Origin of the sequence: Luteimonas galliterrae (assembly GCF_023374055.1) — a bacterium.
GTDB lineage: Bacteria > Pseudomonadota > Gammaproteobacteria > Xanthomonadales > Xanthomonadaceae > Luteimonas_C > Luteimonas_C galliterrae.
Genome location: NZ_JAMBEP010000003.1, coordinates 311,826 through 335,145 on the forward strand (window position 1 = coordinate 311,826; position 23,320 = coordinate 335,145).

The following is a 23,320-nucleotide window of genomic DNA, read 5'->3' on the forward strand; positions in this document are numbered from 1 at the left end:
CGAGGAGAGGGGACTTCGGAGGCGGCGATGGCAAATGTGAATCTGTGGGCGGTACTGGTGGCGGCCGTATCGGCTTTCGTTTTGGGCGGGTTGTGGTACGGGCCTTTGTTCAAGAACGCATGGTGTCGCGAGGCCGGGGTCGATCCGGACAAGCCGAACGGCCATCCGGCCCGGGTTTTCGGCGGCGCCTTCGTGCTGAGCCTGATCGCGGCGGCGGTGTTCGCGGTGTTCCTCGGGCCACAGCCGGCGCTGGGCTTCGCGGTGGGCGCGGGCGCGGCGGCCGGGTTGTGCTGGGTCGCGGCCAGTTTCGGCATCAATTACCTGTTCGCGGGCCGTTCGTTGAAGCTGTGGCTGATCGACGGCGGTTACCACACGCTGCAGTTCACCTTGTACGGGCTGATTCTCGGCCTTTGGCATTGACCGAACATTTAGGAGCCGCATGCGCGTCGCCTGGTACTTCGATTTCATCTCGCCCTTCGCCTATCTGCACTGGCAGAAAGTGCGGGGGTTGATGGCCGAACGCGCGGTCGAACCGGTGCCGGTGCTGTTCGCGGCCATCTTGAACGCGCACGGCCAGAAAGGTCCGGCCGAGATCCCCGGCAAGCGCGAATTCACCTACCGTCACGTGCTGTGGCAGGCCCGCCGCGAAGGCATCCCGCTGCGCGCGCCGCCCGCGCATCCGTTCAACCCGATCCCGGCGCTGCGGCTGTGCATCGCCGCGGGCAGCACGCCCGAAACCATCGATGCGATCTACGAATGGATCTGGGCACAGGGCCAGGCGGGCGACACCGCCCAGGCGCTGGAACCGGTGATGCGACGGCTGGGCGTGGCGCCGGAATCCTTGGCCAGCGATGCGGTCAAGAACGCCTTGCGCGCCAACACCGACGCCGCCCTGGCAGCGGGCGTGTTCGGCGTGCCGACGTTGGCGGTCGGCGACACGCTGTTCTGGGGCAACGACGTCCACGACTTCGCGCTGGAAGCGATCGCCGACCCGGCCCTGCTCGACGACCCGGAGATGCGCCGGGTCGAACGCCTGCCGGTCGGCGTGCGCCGGATCTGATCCGGGGTTCCGCCGCGCCGCAACACCGGCGGCGCGGCGATTTCTGCTAGGTTGGTCACACTTCCCGGGGACCCCTGTATGCGCATCGGACTCGTCGTCGACTCGGCCTGCGATCTGCCGAAAGATTTCCTCGACAGCAACGACATCGCCATCCTGCCGATCACGGTGCGGATCGACGACGCCGAGCAGATCGACTACCGCGACCAGCGCGCCACATTGGACTTCCTGCATTCGCACGTCGCCGAGCGCGGCGCCAACGCCGAGACCGTGCCGTTCACCGTCGAACAGATCCGCGACCTGTTCCTGCAGCGGCTCATCATCGATTACGACTACGTGTTCTGCATGACCATCACCCGCACCCGCAGCCCGATCTACGACAACGCGCAGCAGGCCAGCTTCGCCATCCTCAACGAATACCGCGCGATCCGCGCCGCGACCGGCAATGCCACGCCGTTCGCGCTGCGCGTCATCGACACCCAGAACCTGTTCAGCGCGCAGGGCATCCTGCCGGTGGAAGCGGTGCGCCTGCGCGCCGCCGGCGAAGGCGCGGCCAAGATCCGCGCGCGCCTGGAGCACCTGGCGCTGCACACGCACGGCTACCTGATCCCGCGCGACCTGTATTACATCCGCACCCGCGCGCGGATGAAGGGCGACCGCAGCGTGAGCCTGTTCAGCGCCGCGCTGGGCACCGCGCTGGACATCAAGCCGGTGCTGCACGGCTACCGCGGCGACACCGGCCCGGTCGCCAAGATCAAGGGCTTCGAGCCCGCCGCGCAGAAGATGTTCGAGTTCGCCGGACGCCGTGTCCGCGCCGGCCTGATGACGCCGACGTTGACGCTATGCTACGGCGGCGAGCTGGACGAGATGCGCGCGCTGCCGGGCTACGCGCCGTTGCGCGAGATCTGCGCCGACCAGAACGTCGAGGTTTTCGAGAGCGTGATGAGCCTGACCGGCATGGTCAACGTCGGCAAGGGCGCGGTGGTCGTCGGCTTCGCCGCCGAACCGCATCGGTTCGAAGACTGACGTAACGCCGCGCTAACGCGCATTGGTTAGATTGGCGGCAACCGATATGGAGCTGCGCCATGGCCGCCCGTTACTACATCAGCCTGCCCGATCCCGCAAAAGCGCGCGGCGGCAAGGAATTTTCGTTCACCTCGAACAGCGCCGAAGGTTTGGCCGCCGAATTGCAGGACGCGCTGCGCAGCGACGGACTGTTCGAACGCTGGCGCGCCGCGCAGGACGACCCGGACGGCGTCGATCCCGCGCTCGGCGCCACCGATCCCGCCGCCGCCGTCACCGGCCAGCAGGACGACCTGCATGTCGACCTGATCGCGACCACCTCGATCCCGGGCAGCGTGTTCAAGCACCGGCTGCGCTTGCTGGCCGGCAGCGCTTGGGAATTGAGGGACGTGTCGGCCGCGTAGCGCATCCCCGGCGCGATATCGCCGCCGCGTAGAATGCGGTTCCCGCGCTGAAACCGCCGCATCGATGACGCAACGCACCCTCGTCCTGCTGTCCTGGAGCGGCGGCAAAGATGCCGCATGGACGCTGCACGCGCTGCGCCAGCGCGACGACGTGGAAGTGGTCGCGCTGCTGACCACGCTGACCGCCGAATACCAGCGCGTCTCCATGCAGGGCATCCGCCGCGACGTGCTGCACGCGCAGGCGGCCGCGACGGGCTTGCCGCTGATCGAAGCGCAAATCCCGCTGGCCTGCGACAACGCCCGCTACGAGGCGGCGATGTCGCAGGCGCTCGCGCAAGCCAATGCGCGCTGGCCGGATTTGCGTACGGCCGCGTTCGGCGACTTGTTCCTCGAAGACATCCGCGCCTATCGCGAGCAACGCTGCGCGGCCGTGGGCTGGCAAGTGATGACGCCGCTGTTCGGCGCCGGCACGCCCCGCCTGGCGCGCGACATGATCGCCGGCGGCTTGCGCGCCTCGTTGTGCTGCGTGGATACGCAACAGCTCGATGCGGCCTTCGCGGGCCGCGATTTCGATGCGGACCTGCTGCGCGACCTGCCGCCGGACTGCGACCCCTGCGGCGAGAACGGCGAGTTCCACACCTGCGTCCGGGCCGGACCGATGTTCTCCCGCGCTATCTCGGTCGAACGCGGCGATACGACGTTGCGGGATGGCCGCTTCGCCTTCACCGATTTCCTGCTCGAGGACCTGGCCCCGGACCCGAGGTAGCGGCCCGCGAAGCGACGCGGCACACTATCGCCGCGCAGCCAGGGGTACGCACATGCCGATCGCGGGGATAGGCCTTCATGTGATCATCGCGGCGTTTTTCGCCGTGCACGCGGTACGCAGCGGTCAGGAACGCTACTGGCTGTTCGTGTTGTTCGCGTTTCCCGGCATCGGCAGCTTGGTCTATGCCGTCAGCATCTGGCTGCCGGAGATGCGCTACAGCCGCCATGGCCGGCGACTGGTCGGCGGCGTGCAGCGCGCGCTCGACCCGAGCCGCGAATTGCGCGAAGCGCTGGAAGCCGTCGAAACTTCCGCCAATTCGCAGAACCGCATGCGCCTGGCCGAGGCCTTCGTGGCCGCCGGCCGCGCTTCGGAAGCGATACCGCATTACCAAGCCGCCTTGCGTAGCGTGCACAAGGACGATCCGGATATCCAGGTCGGTCTGGCCAAGGCTTACTTGGAAGCCGGCCATGCCGCGCAGGCGCGCGAATTGCTGGACGAGCTGATCAAGAAGCGGCCGGATTTCCGTTCGCCGGAAGGCCATCTGATCTATGCGCGCGCCGTCGCGGCGCTGGGCGACCGCAAGCAGACCGACGAGGAGTTCGAGACGCTCATCGGCTACTACGCCGGTTACGAGCCGCGGGCGCGCTATGCCGAAATTCTCGCCGACCGGGGCGAACGCGACCGCGCCCTCGAGCTGTGCGAGCGCTCTCTGCGCGAATCCAGGCGGTTGCCGGCGTATGCGAGGACGATCAACAAGGAATGGATAGGCCGTCTGCAGCGCTTGCAGAAATCCCTCGCGCCCGCCTGAACCCGCGCTTGCCTTCCTAAGCCGTCATCTCCGCGAGGCGGGACTCGGAGACTTCGCTTGTCTCCCCTCTTTCAAAACGCGCGATCGGAAAGACCCGCCACATGCTCTTATAGAGCGGAGCTTGCTCCGCTGCTCTTGCCCTTAGGCCGTTCGCTCTTAAGCCCTCATCCCAGCGAACGCTGGGACCCATGTTGCTCTGGCGCTTGCCCCTTCAGCCGTCATCCCGGCGAAGGCCGGGATCCAGGCCCCCGTCCTCGCCGGTCGCGCTGCGACTCGCGCCATGGACAAAGGCTTCCGGCTGCGCCGGGTCACTTTCTTTGCTGGCCCAAAGAAAGTAACCCAAGAAAGGGCCTGAACTGCGGTGCGATGCCTCGCACCTGAAAGTCCGCCAGCGGCCCGGCTTTCGTCGTGGGTGACCTTCTTACGCAGGTACTAGATTTTGATTCGTAGCCTATGGGTGACGTGGCTTTTGCGGAGTTGCGCTAAGGAGTCGTTCTGATCGATCGCCTCGGATCTGAATGTCGAAGCGACGGAGGAATCCCGAGCGCTGGCGAGCGGTGGCCAAGAACACGAGGTAACCCCATCGCCGGGATACCTTCCAAAGGCCCTTTTTCTTTGGTTACTTCTCTTTTTGGGCCCCACAAAAAGAAAGTAACTCGGCCGCGGTTTTAGCGGGCGAAACCCCGGCCTGAAAGGCCGGCAGGTCGCCAGCACCCACAAGCCCAGGCAGCGGAGCAAGCTCCTCTCTACAAATGTAGGTGCGAATTCATTCGCACGCTCTTGCTACGCCGAAAAGCGTGCGAATGAATTCGCACCTACGAAAAGCAAGAGCAGCGGGGCAAGGCGCTGGATCCCGGCGCGCTGGATGGCGGTTGAAAACAGAAGCGCTCGCTGGAAGCGAAAAGTCAGTCGCGCATCGCGGCAGCGTGATAGGCGACGTGCTCGCCGATGAAGCTGGCGATGAAGTAATAGCTGTGGTCGTAACCCGGTTGCATGCGCAAGTCGATCGGATGGCCGGCCGCCTCGCAGGCGGTGCGCAGCAATTCCGGCCACAACTGCTGCATCATGAATTCGTCCGCCTCGCCCTGATCGATCAGCAACGGCAACCTCTCCTGCGCTTGCGCGATCAGCGCGGCGGCGTCCCACTGGCGCCAAGCCTGGCGGTCGTCGCCGAGATACGCGGCGAACGCTTTCCGGCCCCACGGCACCTGCGATGGCGCCACGATCGGCGAGAACGCCGACACGCTGCGGTAACGGCCCGGATTCTTCAGCGCCACGATCAGCGCGCCATGCCCGCCCATCGAATGGCCGCTGACCGCACGCCGGTCGCTGGCCGGGAAGTTCCTTTCGATCACTTGCGGCAACTCGTCGACCACATAGTCGTACATGCGGTAATGCCGCGACCACGGCTCCTGCGTGGCGTTGACGTAGAAACCGGCGCCCTGGCCCAGATCCCAAGACGGATCGTCGGCGACTTCTTCGCCACGCGGGCTGGTGTCCGGCGCGACCAGGATCACGCCGTGCTCGGCCGCATAACGCTGCGCGCCGGTCTTGACGATGAAATTCTGCTCGCTGCAGGTCAGGCCCGACAGCCAGTACAGCACCGGCAGCTGTCCGCGCCCGGCCTGCGGCGGCAGATAGACCGCGAACTTCATCTCGCATCCGAGGGCCTCGGAGCGATGCTTCCAGACTTCCTGCATGCCGCCGAAGCAGGCGTGTTGTTCGACGCGTTCCATGGATGCTCCTTGCTGCAGGCTTCTTGACACGGATCAGAGAGAAAAAAACGGATCAAAGCGAAACTTACTCAATAAGCCGAGAAATAATTCCCTAATTTTTTAATTTCTTTATCCGATCTTATCCGTGTCGAAAAAACCCTTCAAACCGACAACGTGCCTTTAGCCTTGGCGACGTGCGCGGAGATCGCATCCATCAACGCCGGCGACAGGCAGTCGTAAGGTTCCAGCCCGATCTCGCGCAGGCGCGCACGGATGCCGTCCATCTTCGCCGGCGGCGTGCCGGTCTCGATGATCGAAGACACGAACGCCGCGAACCCCGGCGCCGACCAGCCGGTCTGCGGCGACAGTTCGGTGTGGATGAAGTCCAGGCCGTAGAACGGATGGTCCTTGTTCTCGATGCGGCCGTACATGTGCACGCCGCAACCCCGGCAGGCGTGGCGCTGGATCGCCGCTTTGTCGTCGACGATCTTCAGCTTTTCCTCGTGCGCGGTCACACCAACCTTGTCGCGCGGCACCACCGCGACGACCGAGAAGACCGCGCCCTCCGGCTTCCAGCATTTGCTGCAGCCGCAGGCGTGGTTGTGCGCGGTCTGAGCGTCCACTTTCACCTCGACCTTGTCCGCCGCGCAATGGCACTGCAGGGTGCCGCCGGCGAAATTATCGGTGCCCGGCTTGATGCCGTTGTCCACCGATGGATGAATCGACACTGCGCTCATCGTGTCCTCCGTTGGATCGTTCGCATGCGCGGATCGGCCGCGCGCCTGTCCCTGTTCAAAAACTCCTGCCGGAGCGCCGATTTTCAGAAATGGATGACGGTGCGGATCGATTTGCCCTCGTGCATCAGGTCGAAGGCTTCGTTGATGCTTTCCAGCGGCAGGTTGTGGGTGATGAAAGGATCGAGATCGATCTCGCCCTTCATCGCTTGCTCCACCATGCCCGGCAATTGCGTACGTCCCTTGACGCCGCCGAACGCAGTGCCGCGCCAGACGCGGCCGGTGACCAGTTGGAACGGCCGCGTGCTGATTTCCTGGCCGGCGCCGGCCACGCCGATGATGACGCTCTCGCCCCAGCCCTTGTGGCAGCACTCCAGCGCGGCGCGCATCACGTTGACGTTGCCGATGCATTCGAAGCTCCAATCCACGCCGCCGTCGGTCATGTCGACGATCACTTCCTGGATCGGCTTGGCGTGGTCCTTCGGGTTGACGCAGTCGGTCGCGCCCATCGATTTGGCGAGTTCGAACTTGCCCGGATTGGTGTCGACCGCCACGATCCGCCCAGCCTTGGCCTGCTTCGCGCCCTGGATCACCGCCAGGCCGATGCCGCCCAGACCGAACACGGCCACGCTGTCGCCGGCCTGCACGCGCGCGGCGTTGCGCGTCGCGCCGATGCCGGTGGTGACGCCGCAACCGAGCAGGCACACCTTTTCCAACGGCGCGGCCGCATCTATCTTGGCCACCGACACTTCGGCGACGACCGTGTATTCGCTGAAGGTGCTGCAGCCCATGTAGTGGTAGATCGGCTGGCCGTTGTACGAGAAGCGCGTGGTGCCGTCGGGCATCAGCCCTTTGCCCTGCGTGGCGCGCACCGCCTGGCACAGGTTGGTCTTGCCGGACAGGCAAAACTTGCACTTTCGGCATTCGGCCGTGTACAGCGGGATCACGTGGTCGCCCGGCTTGACGCTGGTGACGCCTTCGCCGACTTCGACGACCACGCCGCCGCCTTCATGGCCCAGCACGGACGGGAAGAGGCCTTCGGGATCGTCGCCGCTGAGCGTGAACGCATCGGTGTGGCAGACGCCGGTGGCATGGATCTTGATGAGCACTTCGCCCGCTTTCGGCGGCGCGACGTCGATTTCGACGATCTGCAAGGGCTTGCCGGCTTCGAAGGCGACGGCGGCGCGTGATTTCATGGAACTCTCCGGAGACGTGTCATTTCAAAGATGGGTCATTTCAAATAGGAACGGACCAGCGAGATCGCCTGATCGATGCTGGCGCCGGCGCGCGCGCCGGGCTTGGCATGCCCGAATTCCTCGCGCAGATGGCTTTCCAGCACTTCCGACATCAGGCCGTTGACCGCACCGCGGATCGCGGCCAGTTGCTGCAATACCGGTCCGCAGTCGGCGCCCTGCTCCAGCGCGCGCTCTAGCGCTTCGGCCTGGCCGCGGATGCGCCGCACGCGGGTCAATGCGCGTTTTTTCTCCTGCGGGGTATGCGGCATTTCGGCTCCAAGCGTCGATCTTTCCTGCAGCTTTTTGTAGGAGCGGCTCCAGCCGCGAGCTCTTGCGACCAGATCACCGCGTCTTGCGGAAAGAGCTCGCGGCTGGAGCCGCTCCTACAAAAAGCCATATACTGGGGGATAGTATATCGCCGACTTTCGTTAGTGCGACGTGCAGGCGTATGGACGTGGCCGCACCTGTCCTGCCGATGCCATAAACGTCGTTGTTCCAACAGGGGGGACAAACGAAAGGCAGAGATCGACATGGCCCGTGTTTTGCTTGCCCTCCTCACCGTCCTCGCGCTGGCGACCTGCCAGGCCCCCGAGTCGCGCAAAACCGCGGCCGCCGCCGAACCACCGCCGTTGTTCGATAATTTCGGCGACCTGCATCGCGACATCGGCACCAAGGTCCCGGAAGCGCAGCGCTACTTCGATCAGGGCCTGCGCCTGGCCTATGGCTTCAACCATGAAGCGGCCGGCCGTGCGTTCGCCGAAGCGGCGCGGCTGGATCCCGATTGCGCGATGTGCCTCTGGGGCCAGGCGCTGGTGCTCGGCCCCAATATCAACATGCCGATGCCGCCCGAAGCCGCGCAGCCGGCCGCGCGCCTGGCCGCGGAAGCGCATCTGCTGGCCGACGCGGCGCGCAACCCCGCCGATCGTGCCCTGATCGAGGCGCTCGCCAAACGCTATTCCGATTCCCCGCAGGCGGATCGTAAGACGCTGGACAAGACCTACGCCGACGCCATGGCCGACGTGGTGCGTCGCTTCCCCGAAGACGACGACGCCGCCACGTTGTATGCGGAATCGTTGATGGATCTGTCGCCCTGGGTGTACTGGGACGCCGCGGGCAAGCCCACCGGCCAAACCAAGACCTTGGTCGCCGAGCTCGAACGCGTGCTCAAGCGCAACCCGAAACATATCGGCGCGATGCATTACTACATCCATGCGGTCGAAGCTTCGCGCACGCCGCAGCGCGCCGAACCGTACGCGGACGCGCTGGCCGAGCTGGCGCCGGGTTCCGGGCATCTGGTGCATATGCCGGCGCACATCTATATCCGTACCGGCCGCTATCACGACGCCACGCTGACCAATTTCTCCGCGACCACGGCCGACGCCGCGTTCCTGGCGGTCTGCGGCGGCACCAACGGCATGTATCCGCTCGGTTACGTGCCGCACAACTGGCATTTCGCGACGATGACCGCGTCGCTGCACGGCTCGCGCGAGCTGGCGTTGAACGCTGCGGCGCAGACGGCGCGGCGCGCGGACATGAAGCAGCTGGAATCGCTCAGCTTCATGCAGCAGTTCCTGGTGACGCCGTTGCTCACCCAGGTGCGATTCGGGCAATGGAAGGAAATCCTCGCGCAGGCGTCGCCGCCCGCGGATCTGCCCTATCCACGCGGCATCTGGCACTTCGCGCGCGGCATGGCCTATGTACGCGGCGGCGAAAAGCAGCGGGCGCAGGAAGAACTGGATGCATTGCAGAAGATCGCCGCCGATCCCGCGATGAAGGACGTGTTGCTGGGTGCGAACAACCATGCGGACGCCGTGCTGGCCGTCGCGGCGCCTTTGCTGCAGGGCGAGTTGGCCATGCTCAAGGGCCAGCGCAAGACCGGCGTCGCCCGTCTGCGCGATGCGGCGAAAGCCGAAGACGCCCTGGCCTACAACGAACCGGCGGACTGGCCGCTGCCGGTGCGGCCGTATCTGGGCGCAGCGTTGCTGGACGCCGGCCGCGCAGGCGAAGCCAGAGCGGTCTATCAACAAGACCTGGTTACGTACCCGAAGAACGGCTGGTCACTGTACGGATTGGCGAAAGCGCAGCGCAAGCTCGGAGACGTCAAATCGGCTAAGCAGAACGAGCGCCGCTACAAAGATGCGTGGCAGTGGGCGGATACGCCGTTGACGGCGTCGCGGCTGTAAGCGATCTTTTAGAGCTTTGCTTTTAGCCCTCTCCCATTTAATGGGAGAGGGTTGGGTGAGGGCGCGCGGAATCGCAGATTGCGGCGATAACGTCTGGGGAGCGTGCTCACGCGTCCTTTAAGCTGGGCTCCATAAAGCGGCGCGGCGAGGTGCGATTCCGCGCGCCCTCACCCAACCCTCTCCCGCAAGCGGGAGAGGGCTCAAGCAAGAGCGGCGCTAACCGGTGTTCTGGATACCGGCCGCGATGCCATTCACCGTCACCAGCAGCGCGCGCAATACATCTTCGTCGTTGCGGTCGGAAGCGCGCCAGCGCCGCAGCAATTCCACCTGCAACACGCTGATCGGGTCGACATAGGGATTACGCAACCGGATCGACAAGCGCAGCCGCGGATCGTGGCTGAGCAGATCCTGCTCGCCGCGGATCGCCAGCACCGCGTCGCGCGTGCGCGCGAATTCTTCGGCGATGCCAGGGTAGAACGCCGCATGCGCCGGCGACAGCTGCGAATAGCGCTCGAAGATGCCCAGGTCCGATTTGGCCAGCGTCATCTCCACATCGTCGAGCATGGTCTGGAAGAACGGCCAGTCGCGCGCCATTTCCGCCATCGCCGCCTGGCCGTAGCGCTCGATGCCCTGCGCCAGCGCCTGGCCGACGCCGTACCACGCGGTCAGGCCGGAGCGGTTCTGCGACCAGGCGAACACCCACGGGATCGCGCGCAGGTTGCGGATGCCGCCGTCGCGGCGACGCGACGGGCGCGAACCGATGTGCAGCCGCTCGATCACGTCGATCGGCGTCGCCGCACGGAAGTAATCGCTGAAATCCTCGCGTTCGTGCACCAGCGCGCGGTAGTGCGCGCGCGACACCGCAGCCAGTTGCGCCGCGGCCTCGCGCCATCCGTGCTCGCGCGGGTCCGGCTTGCGCGGCCGCAGGCTGGCGCGCAGCACCGCGCCGGTGGCCTGCTCCAGGTTGCGCAGCGCGAGCGCGCGGATGCCGTACTTGCGGTGGATCACCTCGCCCTGCTCGGTGGCGCGCAGGTGCCCGTCGACCGTACCGCGCGGCGCGGCATTGATGGCGCGCTCTGTCTTGCCGCCGCCGCGGCTGACCGAACCGCCGCGACCGTGGAAGAACACGATGCGCACGCCGGCCCGCTGCGCCAGCGCATGCAATTCGACCTGGGCGCGCTGCAGCGCCCAGCGCGAGGCCAGCAGGCCGCCGTCTTTGGCGCTGTCCGAATAACCGAGCATCACCGTCTGTTCGTTATCGCGCCCGGCGAGATGGCGGCGGTACGCGGGATCCTCGAACAACGCACGCATCACTTCCGGCGCGGCTTCCAGATCGGCTACGGTTTCGAATAGCGGCGCCACGTCCAGCGGCACCGCATCGCCTTCCACGCAACCGGCAATGCGCGCCAGCGCCAGCACCGCCAGCGCATCGGCCGCGCTGCGGCTCATGCTGATGATGTACAGGCCGATGGCGTGCTCGCCGTGCGTGCGGCGGAGGTCCTGCACGGCACGGAACACTTCCAGTGTCGATACGGCGACGTCCGCGGCCGATCCCGCAGATGCCGCAGACGCATCGCCGATCAAGGAATGCAGGCGATCGATCCGCTCGGCGAGCGGACGCGACGCCCATTCGGCATCGCCGGTCAGCGCCGCCAACGCTTCTTCATGGACGGCCGAGTCCTGGCGCAGATCCAGCGTCGCCAGATGGAAACCGAAGGTGCGCGCGCGCCACAGCACGCGCTGCAACGCGAAGCGCCCGGCATTTTCGCCGCGATGGCGCGCCAGGCTGGCATCGATCAGTTCCAGATCGGCGATGAAGGCATCGGCATCCGCATAACCCTGCGCCTGCTGCGCGCCGGTCGCCGAAAGTTTCGCGCCCATCAGGTCGAGCAAATGCCGGTAAGGCATGTCGGCCAGGCGCGGCTTGAAGCCGGCGACGGCTTTTGGCAATTCGCGGCCGTATTCGTCGATCCGCGCGAACACCGCTTCCTCCACCCCGATGCGGCTCAGCGACTGGGTGAGGACGCTGGCCAGCGCTCGCAGGTCGGCGCGGTATTGCGCCAGCGCCTGCAGCCGTTGCGCATCCAGGGCGGCGCGCACGGTATCGGCGCCGACGTTGGGATTGCCGTCCATGTCGCCGCCGACCCAAGTGCCGAAGCGCAGCACCTGCGGCAACGCGACGCGTTGCCCGTACACCGTTTCGACCGCATCGGCGAAGGCTTCGTAGAACACCGGCAGCGCGCGGAACAGCACGTGCGCCAGATAGAAACCGACGTGTTCGACTTCGTCGATCACGGTCGGCTTTTCCGGCGGCGCTTCGGAGGTCTGCCAGGCGGAGGTCAGCGCCAGGCGGATGCGCGCCTGGTCGGCGCGACGCTCGGGCGGCGTGCGTTCGCGGTCGATGTCGGCGACCAGGCGCTCGACGATCGAATGCTCTTTCTCCAGCAGCGCGCGGCGCACGACTTCGGTCGGATGCGCGGTGAAGACCGGCTGCACCCATAGCCGCGGCAGGAAGGCGGCGAGTTCGTCGAACGCGACGCCGGCGTCGCGCAGCTCGCGCAACACCGCTTCCAAACCGCCCGGCTGCGGCGCATGGCCGGCGCGCTGGTGGTCGCGGCGGCGGCGGATGCGATGCACGCGCTCGGCGATATTGGTCGCGCCGAAATACGCGGCGAAGGCGCGCACCAGCGCATCGGCGTCCTGCAGCGGCACCTGGGCCAGGCGCTCGACCAGCGCATCCATCGGCTCGGCGTTCTCGCGCCGGGCGATGGCCATGCGCCGTACCGATTCGACCTGTTCCAGCAGCGCCGACGACACCTGTTCGGCCAGCATCTCGCCGACCATGGCGCCGAGGCGGCGCACGTCGTCGCGCAGCAGCGCGTCGGTTTCGGAGAATTCGATTTCGCGCAGGGGGGTCGCGTCGTTCGGCATGCTCATCGTCTCAGACTATACCCAGAGACCGGGGGACGACGCTTTTTTCGACACGGATAAAATCTGATCCACACGGATAAGGCAATGGCATAGCCGCTTTGTGCCAGACGCGACTGCGAGTTCACGATTGAGCGGACGAACGCTTTATCCGTGCAGATCAGATTTTATCCGTGTCAAAAACAAAAGGAAGAACCCGGACCTCAGTACGCGAACTCGCGAAACACCGGGTCCACGCTACCGCCCCACTCGCCATGGAACAGCGCCAGCTTGCGCTCGGCCGGCGTCTCGTCGGCCTCGGCGAATTCGATCAACGGCGCCAGGAAGATGCTTTCGTCCGCGCCGCTGCGGTTGCGGCGGGCGCGGCGCTGCAGGCCGGCGGCGGAGATCTTCAGCGCTTCCAGCGCCAGATCGCGCAGCGTGCCGTTGCGGAACGGCAGCTTGAGCGCGCGCTTGGGCACGCCGTCGCGCAGCGCATTGCGTTCTGCCAGAGTGAAATCCTTGACCAAGTCCCAGGCGGCGTCGAGCGCGGCATCGTCGTACAGCAGGCCGGTCCAGAACGCGGGCAGCGCGCACAAGCGGCTCCACGGGCCGCCGTCGGCGCCGCGCATTTCCAGGTATTTCTTCAGCCGCACTTCGGGGAAGGCGGTGGTCATGTGATCGGACCAATCGCGCAAGGTCGGCGTCGCGCCGGGCAATGCAGCGAGCTTGCCGTCCATGAACTTGCGGAACGACTGGCCGGACAGATCGATGTATTCGCCGTTGCGATAGCTGAAATACATCGGCACGTCGAGCAGGTAGTCGACGTAGCGCTCGTAGCCGAAGCCGTCTTCGAACACGAAATCGAGCATACCGGTGCGATCGGCATCCGTGTCGGTCCAGATGTGCGAGCGGTACGAGAGATAGCCGTTCGGCTTGCCCTCGGCGAACGGCGAGTCGGCGAACAGCGCCGTGGCCACCGGCTGCAGCGCCAGCGACACGCGGAACTTCTTCACCATGTCCGCTTCGTCGGAAAAATCGAGATTGACCTGCACCGTGCAGGTGCGCGTCATCATGTCCAGCCCGAGCTGGCCGACCTTGGGCATGTATTCGCGCATGATCTTGTAGCGGCCTTTGGGCATCCACGGCATGTCCTCGCGGCGCCATTTGGGCTGGAAGCCCATGCCGAGAAAACCCAGGCCGATTTCGTCGGCGACCGCCTTGACCTCTTTCAGGTGCCCGCCGACTTCGCTGCAGGTGTCGTGGATGCATTCGAGCATGGCGCCGGACAATTCCAGCTGGCCGGCCGGCTCCAGCGTCACCGAAGCGCCGTCCTTGAGCAGCGCGATCGTCTTGCCGTGTTCTTCCACCGCTTGCCAGCCGAAGCGGGTCAGCCCTTTCAGCAGCGCTTCGATGCCGCGTTCGCCTTCGAAAGCCGGCGGGCGCAGGTCGTCGAGGCGGAAACCGAATTTCTCGTGCTCGGTGCCGATGCGCCAGTCCGCTTTGGGACGGCCGCCCGAAGCGATGTATTCGACCAGTTGCGCCTTGCCGGTAATGAGGCTGTCGCTGACGTTGCTGGGGCTGGACATACGGGCCGCTCGTGGATGAGGTAGGCGATATGCGGGCGCCGCCCCGGATCGCAAGCTGGGCACTATAGCCCTCCCGCGCAGCGGCTAGCGTTTCCGGCTTGGAGGGTCAGTGTTCCGCCGGTGCGCGTGACAAGACCTCGCGATTCGATCAAACCGATACCGCACGACTTCGACGCAGCGACAACAAGATCCACGCACGCATAGCCCGGGTGGAGCGAAGCGATAACCGGGACGGTTGTCTGCAGAGGATCCGAAAAAAGCCCCGGGTATCGCCTTCGGCTCAGGCTACGTCAGATTTCCAACCAGCGCGCGACGACGTCGCGCGCCTCTTCCACGCCCAACTTCGACTCGCCCGAAAACGTCTGCACGCTGACGGTATCGCCGTACGCGCCGGACAATTCCTTGCGCACCGCCTGCAAGGCGTTGGCCGCCGCGCCGCGGCTGAGCTTGTCGGCCTTGGTCAGCAATGCATGCGCGGGCAGGCCGCGGTTGACCGCGTAGCCGATCATCTGCCGGTCGTAGTCTTTCAGCGGGTGGCGGATGTCCATCACCACCACCAGGCCCTTCAAAGCGTCGCGGCTGCCGAAATAACCGTCGAGGAAGGCCTGCCAATGCGCCTGCAGATCCTTGGGTACCTTGGCGAAGCCGTAGCCCGGCAGGTCGACCAGGTAGCGGTCCTCGAGCGGCGGCAGCGCGAAATACACCAGCTGCTGGGTGCGCCCGGGCGTCTTGGACACGCGCGCCAGGGCGTTCTGCTGGCACAACGCATTCAACGCGCTGGACTTGCCGGCGTTGGAGCGGCCGGCGAAGGCGACCTCGTAGCCGCCGTCGGGCGGCAACTGCCGGTGGTTGTGCGCGGCAAGCAGGTATTGGGCGCGGACGAAGGGATTGGCCATGGGCATAGCTTCGCATGCGCCCCGGCTTTTCGTAGGAGCGGCTTCAGCCGCGAGCGCTTGCTCACGTTCGTGCGGGCGTGAAGGAAAAGAGCTCGCGGCTGAAGCCGCTCCTACGAAGAGCAGAGGGCCGCTTTCGAAGGCAAATCGCGGCTTTCGTTGACCGTCCCGCGACCCGCGACGATAATTCCGCGTCTCTATGGCCGCTTTCCGGCGGCCCGTCCCGCGTTTCGGAGCCCAGCTGCATGCGCCAAGCTCGCATCTACGGTATCGCCGCCCTGGCCCTTGCGGCCATCGCAGCGGTCGCTTTCGCCCAGACCACGGTCGTGCCCTTGCCGGACAAAGAGCCCGTGCAGGCCACGCCGATCGACGCGAACGCCGTGTCCGACCTGGCCAAGGCCAAGTGGGGCGACGCCAAGGCCGGTGCCGCTAAGGCCGGCGCTTGCGCCGCCTGCCACGGTCTGGATGGCAACGCCACTGCCGATCCCAAGATCTACCCGCGCATCGCCGGCCAGAGCGAGCGCTACATCGCCAAGCAGTTGGCCCTGTTCAAGAGCGGCCAGCGCGTCAATGCGCTGATGCAGCCTTATGCCGCGCCGCTGAGCGCGCAGGACATGCGCGACCTGGGCGCCTACTACGCCACCCAGAAAAGCGGCGCCGGCATCGCCGACGACAGCGCCATCGCCCAGGGCCCGAATGCCGGCATGAAGTTCTTCCAAGTCGGCGAGAAGCTGTTCCGCAGCGGCGATACGTCGCGCGGCATCCCCGCGTGCATGGCCTGTCACGGCCCGGCGGGCGCGGGCAACCCGGGCCCGGCCTATCCGCACGTCGCCGGCCAGCAGGCCTGGTACGTGGCGCGGCGTCTGGAGGAATACCGGTCCGGCATCACCACGCTGAGCGATCCGAAGGACTTCAACATCATGGCACTGGTGGCCAAGTCGTTGACCGACGAGGAAATCCAATCGTTGGGCAGCTACCTGCAGGGCCTGCACGACCGCGCCGACGAAGCCAGCGACGGCGAAGTGGCTGCAGCCAAGGCGGCGCCCGCCGCCGCACCGGCACCGGCCGCCCCGCAGGCGCCCGCCAAGTCTTCATAATCACGGTTCTGTGAACTTAGCGGGCTCACCCCTGTCCAAGCTTTCACAGTCCTTGTTCAGACCGCCGGCCACACCCTTGTGGCCGGCGTTTCTTTATCCAGACCTGTCCGGAGCGTCTGCCATGACCCTGCGTCTTGCCTTGTTGCTGCTTGCGCTGCTGCCGCTGACGGCCTGCAAACAGGCCGCCCCCGAAACCGCCGCAACCGCGCCTGAAACCACGGCGGCCGCGCCGACCGGAAGCCCGGTGGCCGGCGTCGACTACATCGTCATCCCCAACGGCCAGCCCTACGCGGCAGCCGATGGCAAGGTGGAAGTCGCCGAAGCCTTCGGCTACGCCTGCCCGCATTGCGCGCATTTCGAACCCCTCCTCAAGAACTGGAAGGCGACGCTGCCGGCGAACGCCCGCTTCGTCGCCGTGCCGGCGACCTTCGGCGGACCCTGGGATACTTACGCACGCGGCTATTTCGCGGCCGAATCCCTGGGCCTGGTCGACAACACCCACGAGGCCGTGTTCAACGCGATCCACGGCCTGCGCACCCTGCCGCCGAATGCGTCGGCCGAACAGATCGCCGCCTTCTACGCCCAACATGGCGCCGATGCGGCCGCCTTCTCCGCCGCAATGGCCAGCCCCGCGGTCGATGCCAAGCTCGAACACGTGCGCCAGTTCCTGGCGCGCGCGGAGGTGCCGGGCACCGCCGACATCGGCACGCCGATGATCATCGTCAACGGCAAATACCGCATCGATGCCGGCGAAGGCGGTTACGAGAAGATGCTGGACACGGCCGGCAAGCTGGTCGCGCAGGAAAGCGCCTCCGGCGGCTGAGCCGCACTTCCGTGCGGCGGGTTGCAATACGCGCGCGCCGCACCGATAACTCGCTAACGCCCATCGCGTACGGACGGCGATGGATCATCACCCCCGTACCACTCTGGAGTTCGCTGCGATGAACAAGCGCCTTGCCCTGCTGTTGCTGGCTCTGCTGCCGCTGATCGCCTGCAGCCGGCAGGAACCGCCGGCCGCCGCGCCCGCCGCCACCGAAGCCGCCGCACCGGCTGTCGCCGACGAAGCCGTCCCGGCCGACGAACCCGCCGCAGCCGCCGATGCGGCAACGACGCCTGCCCCTGCCACGGATCCCGCAGCCACAGCGACGCCCGATGCCGCACCGGCCGCAGAAGCGGCACCGCCTGCCGCCGCTGCCCCGGCGCCCGGAGCGCCGGTCGCCGGCGTCGACTATGTCCTGATCGCCAACGGCCAGTCCTTCCTGCCCTTGAACGGCAAGGTCGAAGTGGTGGAAGTGTTCGGCTACGTCTGCCCGGCCTGCGCGCAGTTCCAGCCGCTGGTGAACGGCTGGAAGAACAAACTGCCCGCCAACGTGCGCTTCACCTACGTGCCGGCGGCCTTCGGCGGTCCGTGGACCAATTACGGCAAGGCTTATTACGCGGCCGAAACCATGGGCCTGGTCGAACGCACCCACGACGACCTGTTCAAGGCGATCCACATCGACCAGACGCTGAAGGGCGAGCGCGGGACGGATTCGGTCGCAGACATCGCCGCGTTCTACGGCAAGTACGGCGTAGATCCCAAGCAGTTCGCCAGCACGGTGGAAAGCTTCGCCGTCAACGCCAAGCTCAACAAAGCCAAGCAGTGGGCGATCCGTTCCGGCCTGGAAGGCACGCCGACCATCATCGTCAACGGCAAATACCGCGTGCTCGGCAAGACTTTCCCCGACATGCTGCGCATCGCCGACCAGCTGATCGCGCAGGAAAGCGCAGCGGCGGCGCAATAAACTTCATTTATCCTTCGCCAGAATTGCCCGGAGCCCCGTTCCATGCTCAAACGCTTCGCGACCTGGTCGCTGCTCGCCGCGTTGCTGATCCCCGCGCTGGCGGGGGCCCAGGTGCTGATACCCGGCACCGACTACGATGAGCTTGCGCAAGGCCAGCCGTTCGAGCCGCTGAACGGCAAGGTGGAAGTGGTCGAGATCTTCGCGTACGGCTGCCACTTCTGCGCCCAGTTCCAGCCCCTCGTCGACCAGTGGAAGCGCAAGCTGCCCGCGGACGTGCGCTTCACCTACGTGCCGGCCACCTACAGCCTGGACGATCCTTTCGCACGCGCCTTCTATGCCGCGCAGGCCAAGCCGGGCCTGTTCGCGCGCACGCATGAGGCCTTGTTCCAAGCCATCAATACCGACATCACCGTGCCGCGCAACGCATCGATCGACGAGCTCGCCGCGTTCTATTCGGGCTACGGCGTGACCGCACCGGCGTTCGCCGCCGCCATGCAGACGCCTGCGGTCGAAGCCAAGCTGCGCAAGGCGCGCGACTTCGCGCTCGCAGTCGAACTGCAAGGCACGCCGAGCCTGATCGTCAACGGCAAGTACCGGGTCAAAGGCGCCAGCTACCAGGACATGCTGCGCATCGCCGACCAATTGATCGCCAAGGAGCGCAGCGCGCGCCGTTGATCGCGCGCGCCACGGCCATGCCCGACTCAGGCCAAGACCGGCGCCGGCTGCGCCTGCTCAGCGCCAATATCCAGGCCGGCTCCAGCACGCGCCGCTACAGCGATTACGCCATGCGCAGCTGGTCGCACGTGCTGCCGGCGGGCAACAAGCGCGGGTCGCTGGATACCATCGCGCAGTTGGCGGGCGAACACGACATCGTCGGGCTGCAGGAAAGCGATCCGGGCAGCTGGCGTTCGGGATTCACCAACCAGACGCATTACTTGGCCGAGCGCGGCGGCTTCGATTATTGGAGCCACCAGCCCAACCGTCGCGTGGGCAACCTCGCTTCCAGTGCGAACGGATTGCTCAGCAAGCTGGAACCGGTCGAGGTCACCGATCACGCGTTGCCCGGCCGCATTTCCGGCCGCGGTGTGCTGATGGCGCGCTTCGGCGACGGCGACCACGGCCTGACCGTGGCGGTGGCGCACCTGTCGCTGGGCGCGCAATCGCGGCGCGCGCAACTGGCCTATATCGCCGAATTGCTTTCCGGCCATGAGCACGCGGTGCTGATGGGCGATTTCAACTGCATGCCCGACCGTCCTGAAATGCAGACGCTGTACAAGCACACGCGCCTGCAGCCTCCGGCGATCTGCGTGCCTACGTTCCCGAGCTGGCGCCCGCAGCGCGCGATCGACCATATCCTGGTCACCGACACTCTGAACCTGGCCGGCGCACGCGCCTTTCCGGCGGCGTTCTCCGACCATCTCGCCTTGTCGGTCGAACTCGACGTGCCGGAAAAAGCCCTGCGCTGACTTTATCGCTCTGCAGAACGGAGCTTGCTCCGCTGCCCAAGCCCTGCTCCGCCTTTGTAGAGCGGGGCTTGCCCGCTGCTCTTGCTCTTAAGCCGTTCTACTCTTAAGCCCTTAGCTCTTAAGCCCTTAGCTCTTAAGCCCTTAGCTCTTAAACCGTCATCCCAGCGAACGCTGGGACCCATCATGCTTTTGCTGTTGCCCCTAAGCCGTCATCCCGGCGAAGGCCGGGATCCAGGCCCGCGTGCTTGTGGGGCCTCGCTGCGACTCGCGCCATGGAAAAAGGCTTCCGGGCTGCGCCCGGGTCACTTTCTTTGTTGGCCCAAAGAAAGTAACCCAAGAAAGGGCCTGAACTGCGGTGCGATGCGTCGCACCTGAAAGTCAGCCAGCGGCCCTGCTTTCGTCGTGGGTGACCTTCTTACGCAGGTACTAGATTTTGATTCGCAGCCTATGGGTGACGTGGCTTTTGCGGAGTTGCGCTAAGGAGGCGTTCTGGTCGATCGTCTCGGATCTAAATGTCGAAGCGACGGAGGAATCCCGAGGGCCGGCGAGCAATGGCCAAGAACACGAGGTAACCCCATCGCCGGGACACCTTCCAAAGGCCCTTTTTCTTTGGTGACTTCTCTTTTTGGGCCTCACAAAAAGAAAGTAACTCGGCCGCGGTTTTAGCGGACGAAACCCCGGCCTGGAAGGCCGGCAGGTCGCCACAAACTCCAAGCCAAGGCAGCGGAGCAAGCTCCGCTCTACATAGAGCAGCAGCAAAGCGCTGGCGAATACGATCAACCGCCGAACAGCAAGCTGCTGCCCATCACCACCAGGAAGACGGCGAACACGCGCTTTAGCGCCTTGCCGCTGATCGCATGCGCCAGCCGCGTGCCGTACGGCGCGGCGAGCACCGATGCGATCGCCACGCCGATCGCCGCCGGCAAGTACACGTAGCCGACCGCATGCGACGGCAGCGCGCCGACCGGCGCGTTCAACGCGTATCCCAGCGCGCTGCCGATGCCGATCGCGATGCCGCAGGCAGACGACGTGCCGACCGCGCGCACGGGCGCCACCCCGCGCCAGACCAGCAACGGCACCGTCATGCTGCCGCCGCCGATGCCGACCACCGCCGACACCGCACCGATGCCGACGCCGGCCGCGCTCATCGGCAAACCGCGCGGCCGTACGCCGTCGTGCCCGCCGGCTTTCGTGCCGCCCCAGGTCAGCTGCGCCGCGGCCAGATAGCAATAGCCAGCCACGCACCAGCGCAAAACGGCATCGTCCAGATGCACCGCCAGCAGGCTGCCCAGCCAGCCGCCCAGCAACAAGCCGGGGACCATCCACGCCACCGTCGGCCACAGCACGCTGCCGCGGCGATGATGGGCGTAGGCCGACGAGGCTGCGGTCATGATGATGCTGGCCATCGAACTGGCCAGTGCCGCATGCATCGCCGCATCCTTGGGCACGCCGTGCAGCGGCAGCAGCCATACCAGCGCCGCGACCAGCACCAATCCGCCGCCTATGCCGAGCAACCCCGCGAGCACGCCCGCGATCGCGCCCAACAGCGGGAACATCCACACGCCTTCCATCGTTTCTACCGTCCCCTTCGATCGCTGCTTGGCGCCGATTCGCGTGAATTTTCGGCGAAATTCCGGTTCACGAACCATCGGCTATAGTCCGCCGATGCGCCTATCCAAACCCTGCATGCTACTCGCAACCGTGCTGCTCGCCTTCACCGCCGCGGCGCAGGCGCAATCGTCCGACGCGCAGGTGCGCGCGGCGATCGAAGCCGCCGAGCGCGGTCAGTTCGACGCGGCGCAGTACGCATCGCTCAGCCGGGACCCGCTGTACGGCTGGATCGAATACGCCGCCCTGCGCCGCGACATCGACACGCTGCCGGCGGCGCAGGCGCAATCGTTCCTGGCGCGTTACCAAGGCCAGCCGGTGGCCGAAGCCTTCCGCGAGATCTGGCTGCCCGCGGCATCGCGCCGGCAGGACTGGGCCGCGTTCCGCGCGGCATGGTCGCCGTCGATCAAGGACAGCACGCTGCGCTGCGCCGAATTGAATGCACGCCAGGCTACCGGCGCGGCCGATGCGCAATGGGTGAAGGACGCGCAGGCGGTATGGCGCACCGGCAAGGTCCTGCCCGGCGAATGCGAAACGGTGTTTTCGGCGCTTGTCGCGAAAGGCGGACTGCCGCCCGCGCTGCGCTGGGAACGCCTGGACCTGGCCGCGGCCGAATGGCAGCCGGCGGTGATGCGAGCAGCCGCGCGCGGATTGCCCGCCGACGAGGCTGCATTAGCCAACGACTACGCCGCCTTCATGGAAGCCGTGCACGAACGCGCGCTCACCTGGCCCAAGACGCCGCGCAGCCGCATGGTCGCCTCGCAAGGCCTGGCGCGGCTGGCCAAATCCACGCCGATCGCCGCCGAAATGCAATTGCAGAAGTATTCCGATGCGCTCGGCTTCAGCGAGGCCGAACGCGCCCGCGTGCTGTACCAGGCCGCGCTGTGGACGGTGGCCTCGTACGAGCCCGACTCGGCGCGCCGCTTGAACGCGGTGCCCGAATCGGCCTACGACGAGCGCCTGCACGAGTGGCGCGCGCGCGAAGCGCTGTCGCGCGGCGACTGGCCGGCGGCGCTGGCGGCGATCCGCAAGATGGGCCCCAAGCAGCGCGACGAATCGCGCTGGACCTACTTCGAAGCGCGCCTGTCCGAACTCACCGGCAACAAGAGCGCCGCGCCGGCGCTGTACCGCAAGGCCGCGCGCAAGCCGGAATTCCACGGCTTCCTGGCCGCGGACCGCCTCGGCGAACCCTATGCGCTATGTCCGTGGGAACCCAACGACGCGCCGGCGAAAGCGGTGGTCGCGCGCGACCCGACCATCGTCCGCGCGATGGCGCTGTACCGCATCGACCGCAGCGGTTGGGCGCAGCGCGAATGGGACAGCGCGCTGTCGCGCTTCGACGATACGCAACGCCGCGCCGCGGTCGCGGTGGCGCAGGACAACGGCTGGTTCGACCGCGCCGTGTTCGCGCTCGGCAATTACGGCGGCAAAAGCCGGCCCGATGAATTGCGCCTGTACCAGTTGCGCTTCCCGCTGCACCACGACGCCGCGATCCGCCGCGAATCGGCCAAGCACGGCCTGGACCCGGCCTGGGTCGCGGCCGAAATCCGCGCCGAGAGCGTGTTCAATCCGAAAGCCCGTTCGGCCGCCAATGCGATGGGCCTGATGCAGATCGTGCCGGCCACCGGCGCCGCGACCGCGCGCCGCATCGGCCTGCCTTACGGCGGCGCCGCCGATCTGTACGACTCGGAAACCAACATCGCACTGGGCACCGCCTACATGCGGCAGATGGAAGACAAGTACGGCCAGACCTATGTCGCCATCGCCGCCTACAACGCCGGCCCGACGCCGACCGCGCGCTGGCAGGCGCAGCGGCCGGGCTTCGATCCGGATGTCTGGATCGAGACGATCAGCTACAAGGAAACCCGCGAATACGTGGCGCGGGTGCTGGCTTTCAGCGTGATCTACGACTGGCGCTTGAACGGCGACGCGCTGACCCTGAGCGACCGCATGCGCGGGATCGATTCGGGCAAGCGCAAGCGCTTCGTCTGCCCGCTGGCGGACCCGCCCAAGGCCTGACGGCGTCCGTCGCGCGCCGCAATCGGGCATCA

The 23,320-nt window shown here is 66.3% G+C and carries 21 protein-coding genes; 13 read left to right on the plus strand and 8 right to left on the minus strand.

Features of this window, described 5'->3' with window-relative positions:
- Nucleotides 1-27: 27 nt before the first annotated feature.
- From M2650_RS14060 to M2650_RS14085, 6 genes are all read left to right on the plus strand, one after another.
- On the plus strand, nt 28-420 hold the full coding sequence (locus M2650_RS14060) for a DUF1761 domain-containing protein (protein WP_249475579.1): 393 nt from the start codon (nt 28-30) through the stop codon (nt 418-420).
- A 19-nt stretch (nt 421-439) separates the two neighbouring features.
- Nucleotides 440-1,060, plus strand: coding sequence for a 2-hydroxychromene-2-carboxylate isomerase (locus M2650_RS14065; protein WP_249475581.1), 621 nt, complete (start codon nt 440-442; stop codon nt 1,058-1,060).
- Nucleotides 1,061-1,138: 78 nt separating this feature from the next.
- A complete protein-coding gene (locus M2650_RS14070) occupies nt 1,139-2,083 on the plus strand; it encodes a DegV family protein (protein WP_249475582.1) in 945 nt (314 codons plus the stop codon).
- A gap of 59 nt (nt 2,084-2,142) precedes the next feature.
- Nucleotides 2,143-2,484 carry a hypothetical protein gene (locus tag M2650_RS14075; RefSeq protein ID WP_249475583.1) on the plus strand — a complete coding sequence of 114 codons (342 nt, stop codon included), beginning with the start codon at nt 2,143-2,145 and terminating at the stop codon, nt 2,482-2,484.
- A gap of 64 nt (nt 2,485-2,548) precedes the next feature.
- Nucleotides 2,549-3,250: an adenine nucleotide alpha hydrolase gene (locus tag M2650_RS14080; protein ID WP_249475585.1), complete on the plus strand. Its 702-nt coding sequence runs from the start codon at nt 2,549-2,551 to the stop codon at nt 3,248-3,250.
- A 52-nt stretch (nt 3,251-3,302) separates the two neighbouring features.
- A complete protein-coding gene (locus M2650_RS14085; RefSeq protein ID WP_249475587.1) occupies nt 3,303-4,058 on the plus strand; it encodes a tetratricopeptide repeat protein in 756 nt (251 codons plus the stop codon).
- A 905-nt stretch (nt 4,059-4,963) separates the two neighbouring features.
- Here M2650_RS14085 and fghA read toward each other — a convergent pair.
- The 4 genes from fghA to frmR all read right to left on the minus strand — a co-directional run bounded on the left by fghA (nt 4,964) and on the right by frmR (nt 8,011).
- Nucleotides 4,964-5,794, minus strand: coding sequence for an S-formylglutathione hydrolase (fghA, locus tag M2650_RS14090; RefSeq protein ID WP_249475588.1), 831 nt, complete (start codon nt 5,792-5,794; stop codon nt 4,964-4,966).
- Between the two features lie 140 nt (nt 5,795-5,934).
- Entirely contained in the window at nt 5,935-6,510 is a 576-nt protein-coding gene (gfa, locus tag M2650_RS14095; RefSeq protein ID WP_249475590.1) for an S-(hydroxymethyl)glutathione synthase, read from the minus strand.
- Between the two features lie 83 nt (nt 6,511-6,593).
- Nucleotides 6,594-7,703 carry an S-(hydroxymethyl)glutathione dehydrogenase/class III alcohol dehydrogenase gene (locus tag M2650_RS14100; RefSeq protein ID WP_249475591.1) on the minus strand — a complete coding sequence of 370 codons (1,110 nt, stop codon included), beginning with the start codon at nt 7,701-7,703 and terminating at the stop codon, nt 6,594-6,596.
- A 35-nt stretch (nt 7,704-7,738) separates the two neighbouring features.
- Nucleotides 7,739-8,011, minus strand: a complete 273-nt coding sequence (gene frmR, locus M2650_RS14105) for a formaldehyde-responsive transcriptional repressor FrmR (RefSeq protein WP_249475594.1) — start codon at nt 8,009-8,011, stop codon at nt 7,739-7,741.
- A 261-nt stretch (nt 8,012-8,272) separates the two neighbouring features.
- Between frmR and M2650_RS14110 the strand changes: the two genes are divergently transcribed.
- Nucleotides 8,273-9,925: a tetratricopeptide repeat protein gene (locus M2650_RS14110; protein WP_249475596.1), complete on the plus strand. Its 1,653-nt coding sequence runs from the start codon at nt 8,273-8,275 to the stop codon at nt 9,923-9,925.
- A gap of 216 nt (nt 9,926-10,141) precedes the next feature.
- Here M2650_RS14110 and ppc read toward each other — a convergent pair whose 3' ends face one another.
- The 3 genes from ppc to yihA form a co-directional block, all read right to left on the minus strand.
- The gene (gene ppc / locus M2650_RS14115) at nt 10,142-12,856 is read right to left on the minus strand and encodes a phosphoenolpyruvate carboxylase (RefSeq protein WP_249475598.1); all 2,715 of its coding nucleotides are present in this window, start codon (nt 12,854-12,856) and stop codon (nt 10,142-10,144) included.
- A gap of 200 nt (nt 12,857-13,056) precedes the next feature.
- Nucleotides 13,057-14,421 carry a glutamate--cysteine ligase gene (locus tag M2650_RS14120; protein WP_249475600.1) on the minus strand — a complete coding sequence of 455 codons (1,365 nt, stop codon included), beginning with the start codon at nt 14,419-14,421 and terminating at the stop codon, nt 13,057-13,059.
- 290 nt (nt 14,422-14,711) lie between these two features.
- The gene (gene yihA / locus M2650_RS14125) at nt 14,712-15,317 is read right to left on the minus strand and encodes a ribosome biogenesis GTP-binding protein YihA/YsxC (RefSeq protein ID WP_249475602.1); all 606 of its coding nucleotides are present in this window, start codon (nt 15,315-15,317) and stop codon (nt 14,712-14,714) included.
- A gap of 242 nt (nt 15,318-15,559) precedes the next feature.
- Here yihA and M2650_RS14130 point away from each other — a divergent pair, with 242 nt between their 5' ends.
- The 5 genes from M2650_RS14130 to M2650_RS14150 all read left to right on the plus strand — a co-directional run bounded on the left by M2650_RS14130 (nt 15,560) and on the right by M2650_RS14150 (nt 19,661).
- Nucleotides 15,560-16,411, plus strand: coding sequence for a c-type cytochrome (locus M2650_RS14130; protein ID WP_249475603.1), 852 nt, complete (start codon nt 15,560-15,562; stop codon nt 16,409-16,411).
- A 121-nt stretch (nt 16,412-16,532) separates the two neighbouring features.
- Nucleotides 16,533-17,234 (plus strand): thiol:disulfide interchange protein DsbA/DsbL, encoded by a 702-nt coding sequence (locus M2650_RS14135; RefSeq protein WP_249475605.1) that lies wholly within the window; start codon nt 16,533-16,535, stop codon nt 17,232-17,234.
- Nucleotides 17,235-17,352: 118 nt separating this feature from the next.
- Nucleotides 17,353-18,195, plus strand: a complete 843-nt coding sequence (locus tag M2650_RS14140; protein WP_249475607.1) for a thiol:disulfide interchange protein DsbA/DsbL — start codon at nt 17,353-17,355, stop codon at nt 18,193-18,195.
- 42 nt (nt 18,196-18,237) lie between these two features.
- On the plus strand, nt 18,238-18,870 hold the full coding sequence (locus M2650_RS14145) for a thiol:disulfide interchange protein DsbA/DsbL (RefSeq protein ID WP_249475609.1): 633 nt from the start codon (nt 18,238-18,240) through the stop codon (nt 18,868-18,870).
- A 17-nt stretch (nt 18,871-18,887) separates the two neighbouring features.
- A complete protein-coding gene (locus tag M2650_RS14150) occupies nt 18,888-19,661 on the plus strand; it encodes an endonuclease/exonuclease/phosphatase family protein (RefSeq protein WP_249475611.1) in 774 nt (257 codons plus the stop codon).
- A 776-nt stretch (nt 19,662-20,437) separates the two neighbouring features.
- On the opposite strand, the gene M2650_RS14155 is transcribed toward M2650_RS14150, so the two are convergent.
- Nucleotides 20,438-21,217: a sulfite exporter TauE/SafE family protein gene (locus tag M2650_RS14155; protein ID WP_249475613.1), complete on the minus strand. Its 780-nt coding sequence runs from the start codon at nt 21,215-21,217 to the stop codon at nt 20,438-20,440.
- A gap of 130 nt (nt 21,218-21,347) precedes the next feature.
- On the opposite strand from M2650_RS14155, the gene M2650_RS14160 reads away from it, so the two are divergent.
- Nucleotides 21,348-23,288 carry a lytic transglycosylase domain-containing protein gene (locus tag M2650_RS14160; protein WP_249475615.1) on the plus strand — a complete coding sequence of 647 codons (1,941 nt, stop codon included), beginning with the start codon at nt 21,348-21,350 and terminating at the stop codon, nt 23,286-23,288.
- Nucleotides 23,289-23,320: the final 32 nt, after the last annotated feature.

What these genes read in the sequence shown, in the direction of transcription:
- M2650_RS14060 (WP_249475579.1), top strand. Translation starts at nt 28, where the DNA reads ATGGCAAATGTGAATCTGTGGGCGGTACTGGTGGCGGCCGTATCGGCT.
- M2650_RS14065 (WP_249475581.1), top strand. Translation starts at nt 440, where the DNA reads ATGCGCGTCGCCTGGTACTTCGATTTCATCTCGCCCTTCGCCTATCTG.
- M2650_RS14070 (WP_249475582.1), top strand. Translation starts at nt 1,139, where the DNA reads ATGCGCATCGGACTCGTCGTCGACTCGGCCTGCGATCTGCCGAAAGAT.
- M2650_RS14075 (WP_249475583.1), top strand. Translation starts at nt 2,143, where the DNA reads ATGGCCGCCCGTTACTACATCAGCCTGCCCGATCCCGCAAAAGCGCGC.
- M2650_RS14080 (WP_249475585.1), top strand. Translation starts at nt 2,549, where the DNA reads ATGACGCAACGCACCCTCGTCCTGCTGTCCTGGAGCGGCGGCAAAGAT.
- M2650_RS14085 (WP_249475587.1), top strand. Translation starts at nt 3,303, where the DNA reads ATGCCGATCGCGGGGATAGGCCTTCATGTGATCATCGCGGCGTTTTTC.
- fghA (WP_249475588.1), bottom strand. Translation starts at nt 5,794, where the DNA reads ATGGAACGCGTCGAACAACACGCCTGCTTCGGCGGCATGCAGGAAGTC.
- gfa (WP_249475590.1), bottom strand. Translation starts at nt 6,510, where the DNA reads ATGAGCGCAGTGTCGATTCATCCATCGGTGGACAACGGCATCAAGCCG.
- M2650_RS14100 (WP_249475591.1), bottom strand. Translation starts at nt 7,703, where the DNA reads ATGAAATCACGCGCCGCCGTCGCCTTCGAAGCCGGCAAGCCCTTGCAG.
- frmR (WP_249475594.1), bottom strand. Translation starts at nt 8,011, where the DNA reads ATGCCGCATACCCCGCAGGAGAAAAAACGCGCATTGACCCGCGTGCGG.
- M2650_RS14110 (WP_249475596.1), top strand. Translation starts at nt 8,273, where the DNA reads ATGGCCCGTGTTTTGCTTGCCCTCCTCACCGTCCTCGCGCTGGCGACC.
- ppc (WP_249475598.1), bottom strand. Translation starts at nt 12,856, where the DNA reads ATGCCGAACGACGCGACCCCCCTGCGCGAAATCGAATTCTCCGAAACC.
- M2650_RS14120 (WP_249475600.1), bottom strand. Translation starts at nt 14,421, where the DNA reads ATGTCCAGCCCCAGCAACGTCAGCGACAGCCTCATTACCGGCAAGGCG.
- yihA (WP_249475602.1), bottom strand. Translation starts at nt 15,317, where the DNA reads ATGGCCAATCCCTTCGTCCGCGCCCAATACCTGCTTGCCGCGCACAAC.
- M2650_RS14130 (WP_249475603.1), top strand. Translation starts at nt 15,560, where the DNA reads ATGCGCCAAGCTCGCATCTACGGTATCGCCGCCCTGGCCCTTGCGGCC.
- M2650_RS14135 (WP_249475605.1), top strand. Translation starts at nt 16,533, where the DNA reads ATGACCCTGCGTCTTGCCTTGTTGCTGCTTGCGCTGCTGCCGCTGACG.
- M2650_RS14140 (WP_249475607.1), top strand. Translation starts at nt 17,353, where the DNA reads ATGAACAAGCGCCTTGCCCTGCTGTTGCTGGCTCTGCTGCCGCTGATC.
- M2650_RS14145 (WP_249475609.1), top strand. Translation starts at nt 18,238, where the DNA reads ATGCTCAAACGCTTCGCGACCTGGTCGCTGCTCGCCGCGTTGCTGATC.
- M2650_RS14150 (WP_249475611.1), top strand. Translation starts at nt 18,888, where the DNA reads ATGCCCGACTCAGGCCAAGACCGGCGCCGGCTGCGCCTGCTCAGCGCC.
- M2650_RS14155 (WP_249475613.1), bottom strand. Translation starts at nt 21,217, where the DNA reads ATGTTCCCGCTGTTGGGCGCGATCGCGGGCGTGCTCGCGGGGTTGCTC.
- M2650_RS14160 (WP_249475615.1), top strand. Translation starts at nt 21,348, where the DNA reads ATGCTACTCGCAACCGTGCTGCTCGCCTTCACCGCCGCGGCGCAGGCG.